This window comes from Streptomyces sp. R35 (assembly GCF_041053035.1).
GTDB classification, from domain to species: Bacteria; Actinomycetota; Actinomycetes; order Streptomycetales; family Streptomycetaceae; genus Streptomyces; species Streptomyces lutosisoli.
Genome location: NZ_CP163440.1, coordinates 6,831,131 through 6,847,577, shown reverse-complemented (window position 1 = coordinate 6,847,577; position 16,447 = coordinate 6,831,131). Strand labels below are relative to the sequence as shown.

Here is a 16,447-nt window from a genome sequence, read left to right as displayed (position 1 = left end):
TTCCGTGCCGGCTGGAACGCTGTACCGCGGCCGGGAAGGAATGTGGTCCTGGGTGGCTCATCGAGTCACCGGCGTCCTCATCTTCTTCTTCCTGTTCGTACACGTGCTGGACACCGCTCTCGTCCGTGTCTCCCCCGAGGACTACGACAAGGTCGTGTCCACGTACAAGACGCCGATCGTCGCGCTGCTGGAGTACGGCCTCGTCGCCGCCATCCTCTTCCACGCGCTCAACGGCCTGCGTGTCATCGCCGTCGACTTCTGGTCGAAGGGACCGCGCTACCAGAAGCAGATGCTCTGGTCCGTCGTAGGTATCTGGGTCGTGCTGATGATCGGGGCCCTGTACCCCGTCCTCGGTCACGCATTCCGCGAAGTCTTCGGGAGCTGACGCAGATGTCCACCACTGAAACCGCCGCCTCCGGCATCGGACCGGTCGAGGGCGCGGGCGAGTTCTCGTCGTACAGCGTCGACAACCCGGCCCCCCTCATCGAGGCCCCGCGCAAGCGCACCAAGAAGACCCCGAAGTCGACCCGCGGCAACTTCGAGATGTACGGCTGGCTCTTCATGCGCCTGTCCGGCATCGTCCTGGTCGTCCTGGTCATCGGCCACCTGCTCATCCAGCTCGTCCTGGACGGCGGCGTCTCCAAGATCGGCTTCGCCTTCGTGGCCGGCCGCTGGGCGTCCCCCTGGTGGCAGGCCTGGGACCTCGCGATGCTGTGGCTCGCCATGCTGCACGGCGCCAACGGCCTGCGTACGGTCATCAACGACTACGCGGAGCGCGCGAACACGCGCCTGTGGCTGAAGGGCCTGCTGTACACCGCCACGGTGTTCACGATTCTGCTGGGCACGCTGGTGATCTTCACCTTCGACCCGAACATCCGCTAGGCACGGGGCTGAGGCAACCACTCATGAAGATCCACAAGTACGACACCGTCATCGTCGGCGCCGGCGGCGCCGGCATGCGCGCCGCCATCGAGGCGACGAAGCGCAGCCGCACCGCCGTGCTGACGAAGCTCTACCCCACCCGCTCCCACACGGGCGCCGCGCAGGGCGGCATGGCCGCCGCGCTGGCCAACGTGGAGGAGGACAACTGGGAGTGGCACACCTTCGACACCGTCAAGGGCGGTGACTACCTGGTCGACCAGGACGCCGCCGAGATCCTGGCGAAGGAGGCCATCGACTCGGTCCTCGACCTGGAGAAGATGGGCCTGCCCTTCAACCGGACGCCCGACGGGACGATCGACCAGCGCCGGTTCGGCGGTCACTCCCGCAACCACGGCGAGGCCCCGGTCCGCCGGTCCTGCTACGCCGCGGACCGCACCGGCCACATGATCCTCCAGACGCTGTACCAGAACTGCGTCAAGGAGGGTGTGGAGTTCTACAACGAGTTCTACGTCCTCGACCAGCTCATCACCGAGGTCGACGGCGTCAAGAAGTCGGCGGGCGTCGTCGCGTACGAGCTCGCGACCGGCGAGATCCACGTCTTCCAGGCGAAGGCCGTGATCTACGCGTCCGGCGGCACCGGCAAGTTCTTCAAGGTGACGTCCAACGCGCACACGCTGACGGGTGACGGCCAGGCGGCGGTCTACCGTCGCGGGCTGCCGCTGGAGGACATGGAGTTCTTCCAGTTCCACCCGACCGGCATCTGGCGCATGGGCATCCTGCTGACGGAGGGCGCCCGCGGTGAGGGCGGCATCCTCCGCAACAAGGACGGCGAGCGCTTCATGGAGAAGTACGCGCCGGTCATGAAGGACCTCGCGTCCCGTGACGTCGTCTCGCGCTCCATCTACACGGAGATCCGTGAGGGCCGCGGCTGCGGTCCCGAGGGCGACCACGTCTACCTCGACCTCACGCACCTCCCGCCGGAGCAGCTGGACGCCAAGCTCCCGGACATCACGGAGTTCGCGCGCACCTACCTCGGCATCGAGCCCTACACGGACCCGATCCCGATCCAGCCCACCGCGCACTACGCGATGGGCGGCATCCCGACGAACGTCCAGGGTGAGGTGCTGTCGGACAACACGACGGTGGTCCCCGGCCTGTACGCCGCCGGTGAGGTCGCCTGCGTATCCGTGCACGGCGCGAACCGTCTCGGCACGAACTCCCTCCTGGACATCAACGTCTTCGGGCGTCGTGCGGGCATCGCGGCCGCCGAGTACTCGGCGAAGGCCGACTACGTCGAGCTGCCCGAGGACCCGGCGTCGCAGGTCGTCTCGCAGGTCGAGCACCTGCGCAGCTCCACGGGTACCGAGCGGGTCGCCGAGATCCGCCGGGAGCTGCAGGAGTGCATGGACGCCAACGTCATGGTGTTCCGCACCGAGCAGACGATCAAGACGGCGGTCGAGAAGATCGCGGAGCTGCGCGAGCGCTACCGGAACGTCTCGATCCAGGACAAGGGCAAGCGGTTCAACACCGACCTCCTTGAGGCCATCGAGCTGGGCAACCTGCTCGACCTGGCCGAGGTCATGGCGGTGTCGGCCCTGGCTCGCAAGGAGTCCCGCGGCGGTCACTACCGCGAGGACTACCCGAGCCGCGACGACGTCAACTTCATGCGCCACACCATGGCGTACCGCGAGGTCGGCGACGACGGCACCGAGTCCATCCGTCTCGACTACAAGCCGGTCGTCCAGACCCGCTACCAGCCGATGGAGCGTAAGTACTGATGGCTACCCCGACTCTGGACAAGGAAGACGCGAAGCCCGAGGCGGGCTTCGCCGACTCCCCGTACATCACGGTCACCTTCCGCATCCGCCGCTTCAACTCCGAAGTCTCGGCGGAGGCGGCCTGGGAAGACTTCCAGCTGGAGATCGACCCCAAGGAGCGTGTCCTCGACGCCCTCCACAAGATCAAGTGGGACCAGGACGGCACTCTGACGTTCCGTCGCTCCTGCGCGCACGGCATCTGCGGCTCGGACGCCATGCGGATCAACGGCAAGAACCGCCTGGCGTGCAAGACCCTGATCAAGGACCTCAGCCCTGAGAAGCCGATCACGGTCGAGGCCATCAAGGGCCTGACGGTCCTGAAGGACCTCGTGGTCGACATGGACCCGTTCTTCCAGGCGTACCGCGACGTCATGCCCTTCCTCATCACCAAGGACACGAACGAGCCGACGCGCGAGCGTCTCCAGACGGCCGAGGACCGCGAGCGCTTCGACGACACCACGAAGTGCATCCTCTGCGCGGCGTGCACGTCCTCGTGCCCGGTCTTCTGGAACGACGGCCAGTACTTCGGTCCTGCCGCCATCGTCAACGCCCACCGCTTCATCTTCGACAGCCGTGACGAAGCCGGTGAGCAGCGCCTGGAGATCCTCAACGACAAGGACGGCGTGTGGCGCTGCCGCACGACGTTCAACTGCACGGACGCCTGCCCGCGCGGTATCGAGGTCACCAAGGCGATCCAGGAAGTGAAGCGGGCGCTGATCACTCGGCGCTTCTGACGTCTTTTCCTGCTGTACGTCGCTGTGGGCCCCGTTTCCCTTTGGGAGCGGGGCCCACTCGCGTACCGGGCCACGATCGGGTGAAGGGGATCGGCCACGACTCCTGGGGGATGTCCGGCCAACGATGATGCTCTCGACAACAGCCCAGAGGAGGCACGTGATGTCCGCAGCATCCGCCGAACGGCCCCACGGCGACCGTCAGCTGATCGCCGAGGCGAACCGTCTCGTGGACCGCAACCCGGGCTACCGCTTCGAGATCATCGGAGGCCAGATCCTCGCGGCCCCGCCCCGGGACGCCCCCCACGCCCGCGCGCTGACCAAGCTCATGCGCCCCTTCATCGCGGCCGGCGTCGATGGAGACGAGGCGGAGGTGCTCCAGGGCATCGGCTTGTGGCTGCCCACCGGCACCGAGGATTACGCCATCCCCGACCTCGCCATCGTCGACACCGACATCGAAGAGCACTACGTCGAGAACAACTGCTACGAGCCGGCATCCTTCCGCCTGGTCCTTGAGGTCACCTCCAGCAACTGGAAAGCCGACCTGCAAACCAAGGTCACGGCGTACGCCAACGCCATGGTGCCGATCTACGTCGTAGTCGACCGCAAGCACCAGCGCCTCCATGTCCTCACCGACCCGGGGGCCAACGAGTACAGCACCCACCAGGTCTACGCCCCAGGCCAGTCGGTCACCCTCCCCGACTCCATCGGCGCCAAGGTCACCCTCGACGTGACCGAGATCCTCGAAGCGGGTCGCCCGAAGCAGACCTCCTGATCACAGCTGACTCAGAATCGTCGGGTCAGTGATCTTCGTGTCGGCCGCCAGCATCATCGCCTTGCTCAGGATCACCGCCAGCACCCGATCGCCCTCGAACGGCAGATAACCGGTCCCCGGGGTGGCGGCGCCCGCCTTCGGAACGATGCACAGGTACTGATCGTTCGGGCTCATCAGGATGTTGCCCGAGCCGAGGTGGATCTTGTACGTGTGGCGCTCGCCCTTGACGTGCAGGAAGCGTCCTTCGAGCGTGCAGCGGTCGGCTATCGCGAGCCGGGGTATCAGGCGGTCGAGGAGCACGCGCCGCGTCTCGGCACTCTGGTTCAGCTCGCCGAAGCCGTACGACGTCCAGTACTCCTGGAAACGGCCGCCGGGGCCGCCGTCCTGCCAGGTCGGGTCGTTGCCGACGCTCGCGACTCCGACGAACAGGTCGACGTCACGCAGGACTTCGGAGAGGGCGAGGGGCGGGATCTCGGTGAGGGGCAGGGGCTCGACCGGGTCCTCCCCGTTCCGCAGCCACATGCTGTACTCGCCGCCGTAGCAGTGCGCCGAGTTCTCCGGAGCGTCGATGGGATAGAACCGCACCTGGTCGGTGCGCAGCCGCAGATAGCTGCCGGACTCGGTGGTGTCCTCGCCGTAGTGCTCGCCGTCGCCCTCGATCCAGTACTCGGCGCGCAGGCCCCACTGGGGCAGCTCGCGGGTGGCCGGCGGCGCCGAGTCGTCGACGCACAGCCGGAGCTTGTTGCGCCAGCCCCTGACCGCGGCGAGGGAGTGGAACTGGTGCTGGCGCAGGATGTGCGCCGCGAACCGGTTGGAGTAGGTGCCCGTGGTGCGCTCGGCGTCGGTGAGCAGATACACCTCGCGGTGGGCCTGCTTGAAGGGCTGGGTGACGGCGTGCCGCTCCAGCCAGTCGCGCCAGGCGACGACCTCGGCGGGTTCGCGGCCGACGGGGTGCCAGAGCTCGACTTCCGCACCGGAGTTCACCGGGTCGTCCGTGAGGGTGCGCAGCTCGCCGTCGGCGAACCCGACGGGCGTACCGTCGACGGTCCACAGGAGGCGGCGGGCGAGCGTGCCGACCAGCGGATGGTCCAGGTAGCGCTCGCGCCAGGTGCCGTACGCCCAGGTCCGCCGCGCGAGGAACTGCCGGTCGAGCCGCTCGCTCTGCGCCGACAGCATCTTGTCGATGTCCTTGACCGCGGCCTTGAGCTCCTTGAGCTCGTCGGCATGGTCGCGCTTCACGGCGGCGGGGACACTCTTGACTGCCTTCCCGGCGACGTTGCGCCAGCTGAGCACCACTCTGGGTCCCTGGACGTCGATCAGGGCGGTGATCTCCCCGAACCGGTGCTCGGCGCGGCCGACCTCGGTGAGGCCGTAGGCGGGGACGGCTAGTTCCTCGATCTCCTCGCGGCTGAGGTGCATCGCCTCGGCGCGGGCGTCCAGTGCGGAGTTGAGCAGTTTCAGGGTGCCCTTGTACGTGACGCGGGTGGCGAGACGGGCCAGTTCGGCGAGGGCTGCCTCGCTCTCGATCCTTGCCAGGGCGAAGACCCCGGCGTTGGCGACCTTGGGGTTCACCGGTCCGAGACCCGCGACCTTGCGCAGCGCCGTCTCGACGAGGGAGCCGAGGGCGCGGGCGGTTTCGGCGTGCGCGGGCAGGAAGGAGAGCAGCCAGGCGAGCCCGCGGAGTGCGTTGGCGTTGTACGGGTCGAACGTGTCGTTCGGGTTCGGGCCGTAGGAGGTGAGCAACGGGCGCGTACGGAGCTTGCCCACCAGCCGCAGCCAGGGCAGCAGCCGCTCGCGCACCTCATGCGGGCCGAGGGCGTCGACAAGCGTCCGGCCGGTCCGCTCCCACTTCGCGGAGGGACGGGCGGCGTTGGCGGTGGCCGCGTGGGCGAGCAGGCGCTGCCAGTCCCCGCCGAGCTCGGCCGACTCCTTCAGGGCCCGGTCCGACCAGGCCTCGCCGGGGTTGACGGCGGGAGTGGTGAGCCGGTCGGCGAGCGGGCCCAGCCTGCCGGCGCCGTTCCACAGCACCAGCCGCGAGCGGCGGATCACAGCGACGAAGTCGCCCGGGAGCTCGTGTCCGTCGGCGAGTTCGAGTTCCGCCAGCCGGACCAGTTGCTCGGTGTTGTGCTGCACGTCCTGCTCGGCGGCCAGGAGGATCAGCTCGGACCGGGTGTCGCGCGGCTGCCCTTCGGCCAACTCCTCGCCCCGGAACCAGCCGAGCAACCGCACGATGCGACGCCGGGTGGCCGTGCCCGGCTCCAACTCGTGGTACCGGGCACTGAGGTGGTGCACGACGGCTGCCCGGAACGGGGCGTCCGCGTCACGCAGCGCGTCGACGACGCGGCGGCCCTCCCAGTCCCAGTGGTCGTCGACCATCTCGGCGAACGCGAGGAGCTTGGGGACGAGTTCGTCGGCGACAAGTTCTTGGGCATCGTCGGCGGCGATCAGAGCGAGGAGGTCACGCACCAGCTGTGCGTACTCGGAAGGTGACGTGATCATCAGCCACCCACCAGCGCGACAAGCTTCAGAAACGTGACCTCGGTCCCCAGCACCAGCTCGATCTCCTCATCGAGCTCGGTCACTTGCCGATCCCCGACAAGCACAAGGAACCCATTACCGGCAAAAGCTTTGAGCGCCAGCTCGGTCTGGACCTCCGGATCTATCCGCCGCGGCGTCCGCAACGCGTACCCGTTCAGCACGCGCTCGGCGTCCCTGGGCTGCACGAGTCCCTGGAACACCCCCGGCGTACGCGCGTTGTACTCGGCGACCTCCTGGAAGACCCGCCGCCGGATCAACTCGCGCAACGCGAGCCGCTCCTCGGCGATCTCGATCCCCCAGCCCGCGCCCCGGTCCCCACTGGTCGTCTCGTCGACGAACGTCACCATTCCCATGCCGACGACAGTACGAGCCGCCACTGACAATCAGTCACCGCGCCCGGATCCGCCCTCCCGCCTTATCGTTCGGGCATGAGCAACTCCCGTGCGGCGGCGATCCTCACCACCCCCGACCTCACCGAAGCGCTGCGCGCCGTGGGCACCCTGCTGGACATCGCCGACCTCCATCACGCGGAGGTCGACTTCGAGGCCGTGATCCACTCGCCGGAGGTCCTGACGCGGGTACGTCACGTACTCCCCGACCTCGAATGGTGGGCGTCGGCCGGAAAGGAACACGGCTCGTCGGAGGCGGGCGACGACCCGGCGGACTGTCTGCCCATCAAGGTCTACGACTGGTGCAACCCCCTGGACGTGGCCGAACCCTTCATCGCGGCGTTGGGCCCGAGCCCCGCAGCCGTCCGCTGGGACCTGAACGCCTGGCCCGAAGTCCCCGAAGCCGGCCTGGAGTACATCTCCCAGAAGTACGCCTACCTGACCCTCGCGCTGAACTCCCGGGACATCTACCAGGGCGAGCCGTCCAGCGACCACACGGTCTACGTCCACGTACCGAGCGAGGACCACACGGCTCGCATCGAGTGGCTCGCGGCGCAGGTGGGCGGCCGCTTCACGGGCAGGATCGAGATCTCCTCTCTCTGACCCCGCTCACCCGCACGGCGCCCGCCACTCCGCCCACACCTCCTTCCCGCCGCTCATGCGACGTCCGTTGAGCATCCGGTAGTGGCCCCAGTCATCGGCATACTCCCGCAGCAGCCAGAGCCCACGTCCGCTCTCGGCGTCCAGGTCCGCCACCACCCCCGGGCTCTCCCGCGGCGGAAACGGATTGCTGTCCCACACGCTGAGCCGTAACCGTCCGCCCGCACGCCCGAGCCGCACTCCCACCGGATCCCACGTACAGGCAAGAGAGTTGGTGACCAGCTCGGATGCGACGAGTTCGACGTTGTCCAGGACGACCTCGGGTACGCGGTACCGGCCGAGTACGGCACGCACGTGGGCACGGACGATGCCGGGCCCGAGGGGCGAGTGGGGAATCCGGAGGGCGTACTCCCAGGCGACATCGGGAGGGTCGAGCGGGAAGTCGGCGAGAGTCCTCGGGGCGATTTCGGGCATGACCGTAACTCCTCGTTGAGGTACGGGGGTTGGATGGGTGAGTTGGGTGACACGGGCGGTGGCTCTGTCGCACTGTGGCCGGCCGCCCCCGCGACGGCTCCTAGGCCGGCTCCGAACCGCCTCGCCGCCGATTGATGGCCGTCAGGTCGATCTCGATCTCGAAGGGGGCGGTGACCTTGAGCCGGTCGTGGAAGATGCCCGTGAGGCCGTACGACTTGGTTGCGGGGTCGAGTTCGTAGACCTAGACGACGGGCAGGCCCTTGTCGTCGTCCTTCTCGACCCGCCAGAAGTGGGGGACCCCGGCCTGGGCGTACTTGCGGGGCTTCACCTCGCGGTCACGCTCGCGGGAGTCGGGGGAGACGACTTCGACCGCGAAAGGTACGTCATCCGGCTTGAGCCAGGTCTGGTCGGGGCCCAGGTCCGCCTCCACCGGAATCACCAGGATGTCGGGCTCGGGCCGGTTCTTCCGGTCCAGCTTGATGGTGAATTCCCTGTCGACATCCAAGTGCTCCGGCACCTGTTCCAGAAGGCTGCGCTCAAGCAGGCGCATACAGCGCATGTGGAACCGGGACTGCCGACTCCTGAAGACGAGACCCCCGTCGATCAACTCCGTGTGCGGCGGGAGGCCCGGAATCCGGTCGAGGTCGTCCGCGGTCCAGCCCTCAGGGGGGCGGGATCGGCCAGCGGTACGCCGGCTCGTCGTCGAGGCCGTTCCCGGATGCGGCGCTCGTGGTTGCTCCCATGCGGCGGAGTCTCGCCTGTCGATTCGGCGTACCCAGGAGGAATGCGAGGCGCTTCACCTCAACGGGTGATCACATGTTCGGCCCGCGGTCAGTCCCTCCTCATCTCCTTCCGGTCCGCAGCTAACCTGACGACATGTCAGATGACGTGTCATACGAGCTGCTCGGGTTCGACAACGTGCTCCTGCCCGTCGGGGATCTCAACGAGGGCGTGGCTTTCTACGAGCGGGCCGGCTTCCCCGTGGCGTTCCGGCTCGACGAGGCCGGGATCGCCCTGTTGAAGGTGGGCAAGGAGACGCCCGGCGTGCTGCTGCGGCTGGACGATGAGTTGAGTCACCGGCCGCCGCCGTGGGCCTCGCCGCGGGTGTGGCTGGAGGTGCGGGACGCGCGGGCCGCGGCGGACGCCCTCGCCGCGGTGGGCGTTCAGCCTCTCGACGCACCCTTCCCCGTCGCCACCGGGTGGACGGTCGAGATCGCCGACCCCTGGGGCAACGTCATCGGCCTCACCGACTACAGCAAGCGGCCCGAACTGGCCCGCGCCGCAAGGGCGTAGGCGTGACCCACGGCGTGGCCCAAGACATAACCCAAGGCATAACCCAAGACTCGCCCACGGCGTGATCCAGGACACCCACCCCCGACTTGAACGTGTTCAAACACAGGTCTACATTCCTTCCTGACAGCGTTTTGAACGCGTTCAAGAAGGGGTGGGGACATGGACCTCACAGTCGTCGCGTACGTCATCTATCTGCTGGTCAGCATCGCGCTGACCATCTGGGTGGCGCGCACGCTGAGCCACAACGGGCGGATCTTCCTGGCCGATGTGCTGCACGGCAACGAGAAGCTCGCCGACGCCGTCAACCACCTGCTGGTGGTGGGCTTCTACCTCGTCAACCTGGGCTTCGTCGCGCTCTATCTGCACCAGGACGACGAGATCGGCAACGCCCGCGAGATCTTCGAGGCCCTGTCGACCAAGCTCGGGGTGGTGCTGCTCGTCCTCGGGGTCATGCACCTGGGGAACGTGTACGTCCTCAACAAGATCCGGCGGCGGGGAGTGATGGAGCGGGAGCAGCAGCCGCCCGTCGCGCCGACCGACTGGATCGCACCCGCGGCCGGGGCGTGAGTCCGATGGCCGGCGCCTCAGCCACCCGGGACCGGGACGCCGCGCGCGTCCCGGTCCTCGGGCTCACCGTGCTCTACGACGCCCAGTGCTCACTGTGCACCTTCCTGCGGGGCTGGCTCGCCAAGCAGCCGCAACTGGTGCCGCTCCGGCTGGTACCCGCCGGGTCCAGCGAGGCGCGGGCGCTCTTTCCCTCGCTCGATCATGGGGCCACCCTTGAGGACATCACCGTCGTGGGGGACGGAGGCCAGGTCTACCGCGGGGCCGCCGCCTGGGTCGTCACCCTCTGGGCGTTGCGCGAACACCGGCCTCTCGCCCATCGGCTGAGCACCCCGGCCGGCGCACGTCTCGCGAAGGGTGCGATGCTCACCGCCGCCAAGTGGCGCGAGACCCAGTCCCGCGAGGGGTGGGGCGGGGGCGTCTATCAGCGGGGCGACGGCTGGGTGTACGACCCGAGCTCGGGATGGACGTACCAACCTCCTGCCTGCGACAGCGGCACCTGCGCCACTCGTTAGGCTCGTCCCCGTGCCAGCACCGAAAGACAGTCCCGCTCACCACAGCCGCGCTCAGGACGGTCCCGCCCCGGACGGTCCCGGCCAGGACACCCCAGGCCAGGCCAGTTCCGCCTCGGCCCCCGCCAAGAGCCCGGCCAAGAGCGAGCAGACCCGTGCCCTGATCCTGGAGACGGCTCTGCGGCTGTTCCAGGAGCGGGGATACGACAAGACGACCATGCGGGCCATCGCCCAGGAGGCCGGGGTCTCCGTCGGCAACGCGTACTACTACTTCGCCGGCAAGGAGCACCTGATCCAGGGCTTCTACGACCGGCTCGCCACCGAGCACCAGGTGGCGATCCGGGAGGTACTGGACCGCGAGACGGACCTGGAGGCCCGGCTGGGCGGGGTGCTGAAGGTGTGGCTGGACATCGCCACGCCGTACCACGAGTTCGCGGTGCAGTTCTTCAAGAATGCCGCCGACCCGGACAGCCCGCTCAGCCCCTTCTCCGCCGAGTCGGAGCACGCGCGCGTGGAGGCCATCAGCGTCCACCGGGAGGTGCTGGCCGGGGCGAAGACCAAGGTGCCCGAGGAACTCCGGGACACGCTGCCCGAGTTGATGTGGCTCTCGCAGATGGGCCTCGTCCTGTACTGGATCTTCGACCGGACCGAGGGGCGCGAGCGCAGCTACCGGCTCGCCGAGCGCGGCGCACGCCTCACCGCGCGCGGCGTATCCCTCGCCCGCTTCCGTGTCCTGCGGCCCCTGGTCCACGAGGTGCACGAGCTGTTCACGGACTTCCTGCCGGGGATGACGAACGCTCTGCCCGACCCTGCGAAGAAGGCCAAGACGGCCAAGACCGCGAAGACGGCCAAGGCAGCCAGAGCGGCCAAGCCGGCCAAGCCTGCCAAGAAGGAGGCTTAGGGCGCCCGCCCGGCGGACGCCCCTCACCTGCCCGGCCCCAGTTGACCTGCCCGGCCTCAGTCGCCCTGGCCGGCCTCAGTCGACCTGGCGGGCCTCAATTGCCCGGTCCCCGGCCTCAGTTGACCGCGTCCACCTCCCCCTCCGCCAACTCCACGTCGTACACCAGTGGTTCATCGGTCACCACCACATGCCGGGCCCGGGCCCCAAACGTGTCAGCCGTCGCCGCCAGCAAATACGTCCCCGGCCCCGGCACCGAGACGATGTACGAGCCGTCGGCCAGCGACGTCACCCGGTCCAGCTGGCGGCCGCCGCCGGAGAGCAGGGTGAGGACCGCGCCGTCGACCGGCGCGCCCTCCGGGTCGCGGACGAAGCCGTGCACCACCGTCGCGCCGCCCGCGGGGGCAGCCTCCTCGGACACCGATTCGCGCGCCTCCACCGCCAGATGCGGCAACCGCTTCTCCAGCCCGGCCGGCAGCCACCAGTTGGACTTGCCGAGAAGATGCATCGCGGCCGGCACCAGGGCCGTACGGAGAATGAACGCGTCCAGGGCGACCGCGGCCGCCAGGCCGACGCCCGCCATCGCGGCGCCCGAGTCGCCGCTCAGGACGAAGGCCAGGAAGACACAGACCATGATCAGGGCGGCGGAGTTGATGACGCGGCTGGTCTCCGCGAGGCCGACGCGGACGGCGCGCGCGTTGTCCTTGGTGTGCACCCACTCCTCGTGCATCCGGCTCACCAGGAACACCTGGTAGTCCATCGAGAGGCCGAAGAGGAGGGACAGCATGATGACGGGCAGGAAGGAGTTGATCGGCCCCTCCTTGCCGAGGCCGAGCAGGTCCAGGCCCCAGCCCCACTGGAAGATCGCGACGAGTACGCCGAACGACGCGGCTGCCGCGATCAGGTTCATCAGCGCGGCCGTCAGCGGCACCACGAGGGAGCGGAAGGCGACCATCAGGAGCAGGAAGCCCAGGCCGATGATCGTGCCGACGAAGTAGGGCAGCCGGTCACCGGTGATGGACGAGAAGTCCTTGGAGACGGCCGTCACGCCACCGACGTGGGCCTGCGCCCCCGCGTCCGGGATCACCCGGTCCCGCAGCCTGTCGATGAGCTGGTCGGTCTTCTCCGACTGCGGCGAGGTCGTCGGCACCACCTGGATCACCGTCACGCCCCGCGCGGGCGGCAGCGCGGCGACCCGGGCCACTCCGGCCGTGTCGCCGATGCCCTTCACCAGCGCGTCGGTGTCGCCGCCGGACGTGACCACCTGCAGGGGGCCGTTGAAACCGGGCCCGAAGCCCTCGGCGAGCAGGTCGTACGCCTTTCTGGTCGTCGTCGAGGCGTCGTCGTTGCCCTGGTCGGTGGCGCCCAGCCGCAGCCCGAGGACGGGCAGCGCGAGGACCGCCATGACGGCCAGGGCGAGGATCGCGATCGTCCGCGGACGCCGCTGGACGCTCGCCGACCACCGTGCCGCGGCGCCGCTCGTCCGCTCCTTCTCCGGCCCGTTGGCGGCCAGTCTGCGCCGCTGGCGGCGGCTGAGCACCCGGGTGCCGAGGAGTCCGAGGAGCGCCGGCAGCAGGGTGATCGCCGCGAGCACGCTGAAGATGACGGTGAGCGAGGTGCCGATGACCACGCCGTCCAGGAAGCGCAGGTTCGTCACGAGCATCCCGGCGAGCGCGATGCACACCGTGCCGCCCGCGAACAGCACGGCCCGCCCAGAGGTGTCGAGGGCGACGACCGCCGACTCCTCCGGCGCCATGCCGCGCAGGATGCCGCGCCGGTGCCGGGTGACGATGAACAGCGCGTAGTCGATGCCGACGCCGAGGCCGATCAGCGTGGCCAGCAGCGGCGCCAGGTCGGGCACGGACGTGACATGGCTGATCAGCTGCGTGGAGAACAGACCGGTGCCGACGCCGAAGATGGCGATGCCGATCGGGAGCAGCATCGCGAAGAGGGATCCGAAGGCGAGGAACAGGACGACCGCCGCGGCCAGGATGCCGATCATCTCGGCGAGGCCGGTGGGCGGTTCCTGCACCTTCTGGATCGCCTGGCCGCCCAACTCGACCTGGAGGCCGGTGCGTTCGGCGTTCTGCGCGGTGTCGACGACGTTCTGCACCAGGTCCTTGGGAACGGTGTTGGCCTGGTCGGCGAAGGTGATCTGGGCGTACGCGATCTTCCCGTCGGAGCTGATCTGCGCCGCGCCCTGCTCACCCGAGTACGGGCTGGTGACGCCGCCGACGCCCGTCATCTTCCCGATCTCATCGAGCGCGGGCTGGATCCGGGACCGTACGGACTGGTCGCGGACCGTTCCCCCGTCGACCTTCCACACCACCGTGTCGGTGTCCCCCGCTCTCTCCGGGAACGCCTTCTCCATCAGGTCGTACGCGCGCTTGGAGTCCGTGTTCGGCAGAGAGAAGTCGGTCGCGTAGTCCGTGCCCGCGGTGGATGCCGCGAAGCCCAGTCCGAACAGCGCCCCCACCCACAGCAACAGGACCACCAGCCGGTGCCGATAGCACCACCGTGCCAATGTCGCCACGCTCAACGCTCCTTCAGTCGATCGGTTGGTCCCCCAGGTCCTGGAGCAACCATCGACCGAGCACCGTGCGCGGTGACACGGCCCGCCCATGACTCTCAAGGAACTCCCAAGCGAGAGCGCCCCATGTCGGGGCAGGTGTACGGATACTGGGGACATGACCGCTCACGAGGGGGCCACCGTCCTCGTCGTCGAGGACGAGCCGAGCATCGCGGACGTCCTCGCCATCGCCCTGCGCTACCACCGTTTCGAGGTGATGACCGCGGGCACCGTCCGCCAGGCGCTCACGCTCGCCGAGCGCACCCGCCCCGACGCGGCGCTGCTCGACGTGATGCTGCCGGACGGCGACGGCCGGGCGCTCGGCCATGAACTGCGGCAGCGCCAGCCGGACTTGGCGATCGTCTTCCTCACCGCGCGGGACGCGCCCGCCGAGATCGTGGGCGCGCTCGGCTTCGGCGACGACTACATCACCAAGCCGTTCAACATCGACGAGGTCGTCGCCCGGATCACGGCCGTCCTGCGCCGCACCCGCCCCGACGACGTCCTGCCGCAGCGCCCGCCCCTGCGCTACGGCGACCTGGAGCTGGACGAGACGACGTACTGCGTCCACCGCGCGGGCCGCACGGTCGAGCTCACCCCCACCGAGTACGCCCTGCTGCGCTTCCTGGTCCGCAACGGCGGACGGATCGTGCCCAAGGAGCAACTCCTGCGCCATGTATGGCAGTACGAGCACCCGGCCGAGTCGACCGTCGTGGAGACGTACATCAGCTATCTGAGGCGCAAGCTCGAACCGCTGGGACCGCCGGTGATACAGACCCGGCGGGGCGTCGGATACGGGCTCACATGAGGATTTCGGTGGTGCGCACGGACAGCGCGGCCCGCGACGCCTTCCCGGCGGCGGCGGGTACGAAGACCGGGGCCCGCCGGAGGCCGCGGCTCCGGCTCCCTCGCTTCCGGCACGGCATCCACTCGCTGCGCGGCGGCCTGACGCTCGCGAACGTGGGGCTGCTGGCCCTGGGCATCGTCATGGCGACCGCGGTGAGCCTGATGGGCATGCGGCACTATCTGGTCGACCAAGTCGACACGGAACTGATCAAGACGCGGGACTCGCTGGGCAGTTCACGGCTCACCATGCGGGAGATCGACTCGCTGAGCGCGGTGGCGTTCGTACGCGACCGGCTCATTGCCTCCGCGGACGAGTCACCGAGGCCGGACTCGATCTTCGCGGCGGTCGACCGGAACGGGAAGGCCCTCACCATCGGCGGCTTCAGCGGCTTCAAGCCGACCGGCAGCCAGCTCGCCCTGGCGGAGGCGGTGCACGATCCGCACGCGCTCGTCGCCGACCGCGACCCGCACGACGTGACGGTGCACGGCGCCTCCTACCGGGCGACCGGAGCACGCTTCGCCGACGGAACGTACGTCCTGCTCGCCACCTCGACCGACGGGCTGCACAAGGGCATCGCGAAGGCGCTCAAGCTCGATCTGGCCTTCGGCACCCTACTGTTGGCGCTGCTGGCCTGCCTGACAATGTTCAGTGTGCGCCGCCGGATGCGGCCGCTGGAGGCCATGGTGGAGACCTCGTCGGCGATCGCCGAGGGCGATCTGACCCGGCGCGTGCCCTCCAGCCACCATCCGACCCAGGAGGTCGAACAGCTGCGGCTCGCCCTCAACTCCATGCTCCACCAGGTCGAGTCGGCGTACCGGACGCGCGAGCGCAGCGCGGCCCAGCTGCGCCGGTTCGTCGGCGACGCCTCGCACGAGCTGCGCACACCGCTGTCGGCGATACGCGGCTATCTCCAGTTGTACGAGAAGGGCATGCTGACCGATCCCGCCGAGCGCACGCGGGCCTGGGACCGGATGAACGCGGAGGCCGACCGCATGGGCCGGCTCGTGGACGAGCTGCTCACCCTGGCCCGGCTCGACCAGCGCCCCGAACTCCGCTTCAGGAACGTCGACTTGAGCCGACTGGTACGGGACGCGGCCGCGGACCTGCGGGCCCAGCAGCCGGGGCGCCCGGTGACCGTGGGCGCCGAAGGCACGCTGTTGCTGCACGCCGACGAGTCGGGGCTGCGGCAGGTGCTCGGCAACCTCGTGGGCAACGTACGCACCCACACGCCCGCCGAAGTGCCGGTGCGGCTCGGTCTGGAGCGCGAGGACGGCGTCGTACGGCTGTGTGTCGCGGACGAGGGTCCCGGGCTCGCGGAGGACGACGCGGCGCGCATCTTCGACCGGTTCTTCCGGGCGGGCGGCGGCGCGGGCAGCGGGCTCGGCATGGCGATCGTGCAGGGCGTGGTGACGGCGCACGGGGGCAAGGTGGCGGTGCGGACTGCGCCGGGCGAGGGGCTGGCGGTCACGGTGACGCTCCCGGCGCGCTGACGCCCCCTTTCCGGCGCCGTGACCTGCTAGAACGGACTTGGGACGGACTTGGGCATAAGCAGACCCGG

16 protein-coding genes and 1 pseudogene are annotated in these 16,447 nt (G+C 69.1%); 12 read left to right on the top strand and 5 right to left on the bottom strand.

Going from position 1 to position 16,447, the window contains the following annotated elements:
• Positions 1 to 4: 4 nt before the first annotated feature.
• From sdhC to AB5J50_RS31180, 5 genes are all read left to right on the top strand, one after another.
• On the top strand, positions 5 to 385 hold the full coding sequence (gene sdhC, locus AB5J50_RS31200; protein ID WP_369261461.1) for a succinate dehydrogenase, cytochrome b556 subunit: 381 nt from the start codon (positions 5 to 7) through the stop codon (positions 383 to 385).
• A 5-nt stretch (positions 386 to 390) separates the two neighbouring features.
• Complete coding sequence (locus AB5J50_RS31195) at positions 391 to 882, top strand: succinate dehydrogenase hydrophobic membrane anchor subunit (protein ID WP_369261460.1); 492 nt, start codon at positions 391 to 393, stop codon at positions 880 to 882.
• 23 nt (positions 883 to 905) lie between these two features.
• Positions 906 to 2,660, top strand: coding sequence for a succinate dehydrogenase flavoprotein subunit (gene sdhA / locus AB5J50_RS31190; protein ID WP_369261459.1), 1,755 nt, complete (start codon positions 906 to 908; stop codon positions 2,658 to 2,660).
• Complete coding sequence (locus AB5J50_RS31185; protein ID WP_327431157.1) at positions 2,660 to 3,433, top strand: succinate dehydrogenase iron-sulfur subunit; 774 nt, start codon at positions 2,660 to 2,662, stop codon at positions 3,431 to 3,433. The genes sdhA and AB5J50_RS31185 overlap by 1 nt, the downstream gene beginning before the upstream one ends.
• Before the next feature lie 160 nt (positions 3,434 to 3,593).
• Positions 3,594 to 4,205, top strand: a complete 612-nt coding sequence (locus AB5J50_RS31180) for a Uma2 family endonuclease (RefSeq protein ID WP_369261458.1) — start codon at positions 3,594 to 3,596, stop codon at positions 4,203 to 4,205.
• Here AB5J50_RS31180 and AB5J50_RS31175 read toward each other — a convergent pair whose 3' ends face one another.
• Together AB5J50_RS31175 and AB5J50_RS31170 are read right to left on the bottom strand one after the other, a co-directional pair.
• On the bottom strand, positions 4,206 to 6,704 hold the full coding sequence (locus AB5J50_RS31175) for a DUF4132 domain-containing protein (protein ID WP_369261457.1): 2,499 nt from the start codon (positions 6,702 to 6,704) through the stop codon (positions 4,206 to 4,208).
• Entirely contained in the window at positions 6,704 to 7,096 is a 393-nt protein-coding gene (locus tag AB5J50_RS31170; protein WP_330306853.1) for a hypothetical protein, read from the bottom strand. Before AB5J50_RS31170 ends, AB5J50_RS31175 begins: the two co-directional genes overlap by 1 nt.
• Before the next feature lie 75 nt (positions 7,097 to 7,171).
• On the opposite strand from AB5J50_RS31170, the gene AB5J50_RS31165 reads away from it, so the two are divergent.
• Complete coding sequence (locus AB5J50_RS31165; RefSeq protein WP_369261456.1) at positions 7,172 to 7,735, top strand: hypothetical protein; 564 nt, start codon at positions 7,172 to 7,174, stop codon at positions 7,733 to 7,735.
• A 6-nt stretch (positions 7,736 to 7,741) separates the two neighbouring features.
• Here AB5J50_RS31165 and AB5J50_RS31160 read toward each other — a convergent pair whose 3' ends face one another.
• Positions 7,742 to 8,206: an ATP-binding protein gene (locus AB5J50_RS31160; RefSeq protein WP_369261455.1), complete on the bottom strand. Its 465-nt coding sequence runs from the start codon at positions 8,204 to 8,206 to the stop codon at positions 7,742 to 7,744.
• A gap of 100 nt (positions 8,207 to 8,306) precedes the next feature.
• A pseudogene (locus tag AB5J50_RS31155) lies at positions 8,307 to 8,949 on the bottom strand (Uma2 family endonuclease).
• Positions 8,950 to 9,082: 133 nt separating this feature from the next.
• Between AB5J50_RS31155 and AB5J50_RS31150 the strand changes: the two are divergent.
• The 4 genes from AB5J50_RS31150 (at position 9,083) to AB5J50_RS31135 (ending at position 11,476) form a co-directional block, all read left to right on the top strand.
• A complete protein-coding gene (locus AB5J50_RS31150) occupies positions 9,083 to 9,499 on the top strand; it encodes a VOC family protein (RefSeq protein ID WP_369261454.1) in 417 nt (138 codons plus the stop codon).
• 159 nt (positions 9,500 to 9,658) lie between these two features.
• Positions 9,659 to 10,066 (top strand): hypothetical protein, encoded by a 408-nt coding sequence (locus tag AB5J50_RS31145; RefSeq protein WP_327431149.1) that lies wholly within the window; start codon positions 9,659 to 9,661, stop codon positions 10,064 to 10,066.
• A 5-nt stretch (positions 10,067 to 10,071) separates the two neighbouring features.
• On the top strand, positions 10,072 to 10,578 hold the full coding sequence (locus tag AB5J50_RS31140; protein ID WP_369261453.1) for a thiol-disulfide oxidoreductase DCC family protein: 507 nt from the start codon (positions 10,072 to 10,074) through the stop codon (positions 10,576 to 10,578).
• Between the two features lie 157 nt (positions 10,579 to 10,735).
• On the top strand, positions 10,736 to 11,476 hold the full coding sequence (locus tag AB5J50_RS31135; protein ID WP_369265564.1) for a TetR family transcriptional regulator: 741 nt from the start codon (positions 10,736 to 10,738) through the stop codon (positions 11,474 to 11,476).
• A gap of 115 nt (positions 11,477 to 11,591) precedes the next feature.
• On the opposite strand, the gene AB5J50_RS31130 is transcribed toward AB5J50_RS31135, so the two are convergent.
• Complete coding sequence (locus AB5J50_RS31130; RefSeq protein ID WP_369265563.1) at positions 11,592 to 13,997, bottom strand: MMPL family transporter; 2,406 nt, start codon at positions 13,995 to 13,997, stop codon at positions 11,592 to 11,594.
• 163 nt (positions 13,998 to 14,160) lie between these two features.
• Here AB5J50_RS31130 and AB5J50_RS31125 point away from each other — a divergent pair, with 163 nt between their 5' ends.
• Entirely contained in the window at positions 14,161 to 14,850 is a 690-nt protein-coding gene (locus AB5J50_RS31125; RefSeq protein ID WP_369261452.1) for a response regulator transcription factor, read from the top strand.
• A 116-nt stretch (positions 14,851 to 14,966) separates the two neighbouring features.
• Positions 14,967 to 16,379 carry an ATP-binding protein gene (locus tag AB5J50_RS31120; RefSeq protein ID WP_369265562.1) on the top strand — a complete coding sequence of 471 codons (1,413 nt, stop codon included), beginning with the start codon at positions 14,967 to 14,969 and terminating at the stop codon, positions 16,377 to 16,379.
• Positions 16,380 to 16,447 lie beyond the last annotated feature (68 nt).

What these genes read in the sequence shown, in the direction of transcription:
- AB5J50_RS31195 (WP_369261460.1), top strand. Translation starts at nt 391, where the DNA reads ATGTCCACCACTGAAACCGCCGCCTCCGGCATCGGACCGGTCGAGGGC.
- sdhA (WP_369261459.1), top strand. Translation starts at nt 906, where the DNA reads ATGAAGATCCACAAGTACGACACCGTCATCGTCGGCGCCGGCGGCGCC.
- AB5J50_RS31185 (WP_327431157.1), top strand. Translation starts at nt 2,660, where the DNA reads ATGGCTACCCCGACTCTGGACAAGGAAGACGCGAAGCCCGAGGCGGGC.
- AB5J50_RS31180 (WP_369261458.1), top strand. Translation starts at nt 3,594, where the DNA reads ATGTCCGCAGCATCCGCCGAACGGCCCCACGGCGACCGTCAGCTGATC.
- AB5J50_RS31175 (WP_369261457.1), bottom strand. Translation starts at nt 6,704, where the DNA reads ATGATCACGTCACCTTCCGAGTACGCACAGCTGGTGCGTGACCTCCTC.
- AB5J50_RS31170 (WP_330306853.1), bottom strand. Translation starts at nt 7,096, where the DNA reads ATGGGAATGGTGACGTTCGTCGACGAGACGACCAGTGGGGACCGGGGC.
- AB5J50_RS31165 (WP_369261456.1), top strand. Translation starts at nt 7,172, where the DNA reads ATGAGCAACTCCCGTGCGGCGGCGATCCTCACCACCCCCGACCTCACC.
- AB5J50_RS31160 (WP_369261455.1), bottom strand. Translation starts at nt 8,206, where the DNA reads ATGCCCGAAATCGCCCCGAGGACTCTCGCCGACTTCCCGCTCGACCCT.
- AB5J50_RS31150 (WP_369261454.1), top strand. Translation starts at nt 9,083, where the DNA reads ATGTCAGATGACGTGTCATACGAGCTGCTCGGGTTCGACAACGTGCTC.
- AB5J50_RS31145 (WP_327431149.1), top strand. Translation starts at nt 9,659, where the DNA reads ATGGACCTCACAGTCGTCGCGTACGTCATCTATCTGCTGGTCAGCATC.
- AB5J50_RS31140 (WP_369261453.1), top strand. Translation starts at nt 10,072, where the DNA reads ATGGCCGGCGCCTCAGCCACCCGGGACCGGGACGCCGCGCGCGTCCCG.
- AB5J50_RS31125 (WP_369261452.1), top strand. Translation starts at nt 14,161, where the DNA reads ATGACCGCTCACGAGGGGGCCACCGTCCTCGTCGTCGAGGACGAGCCG.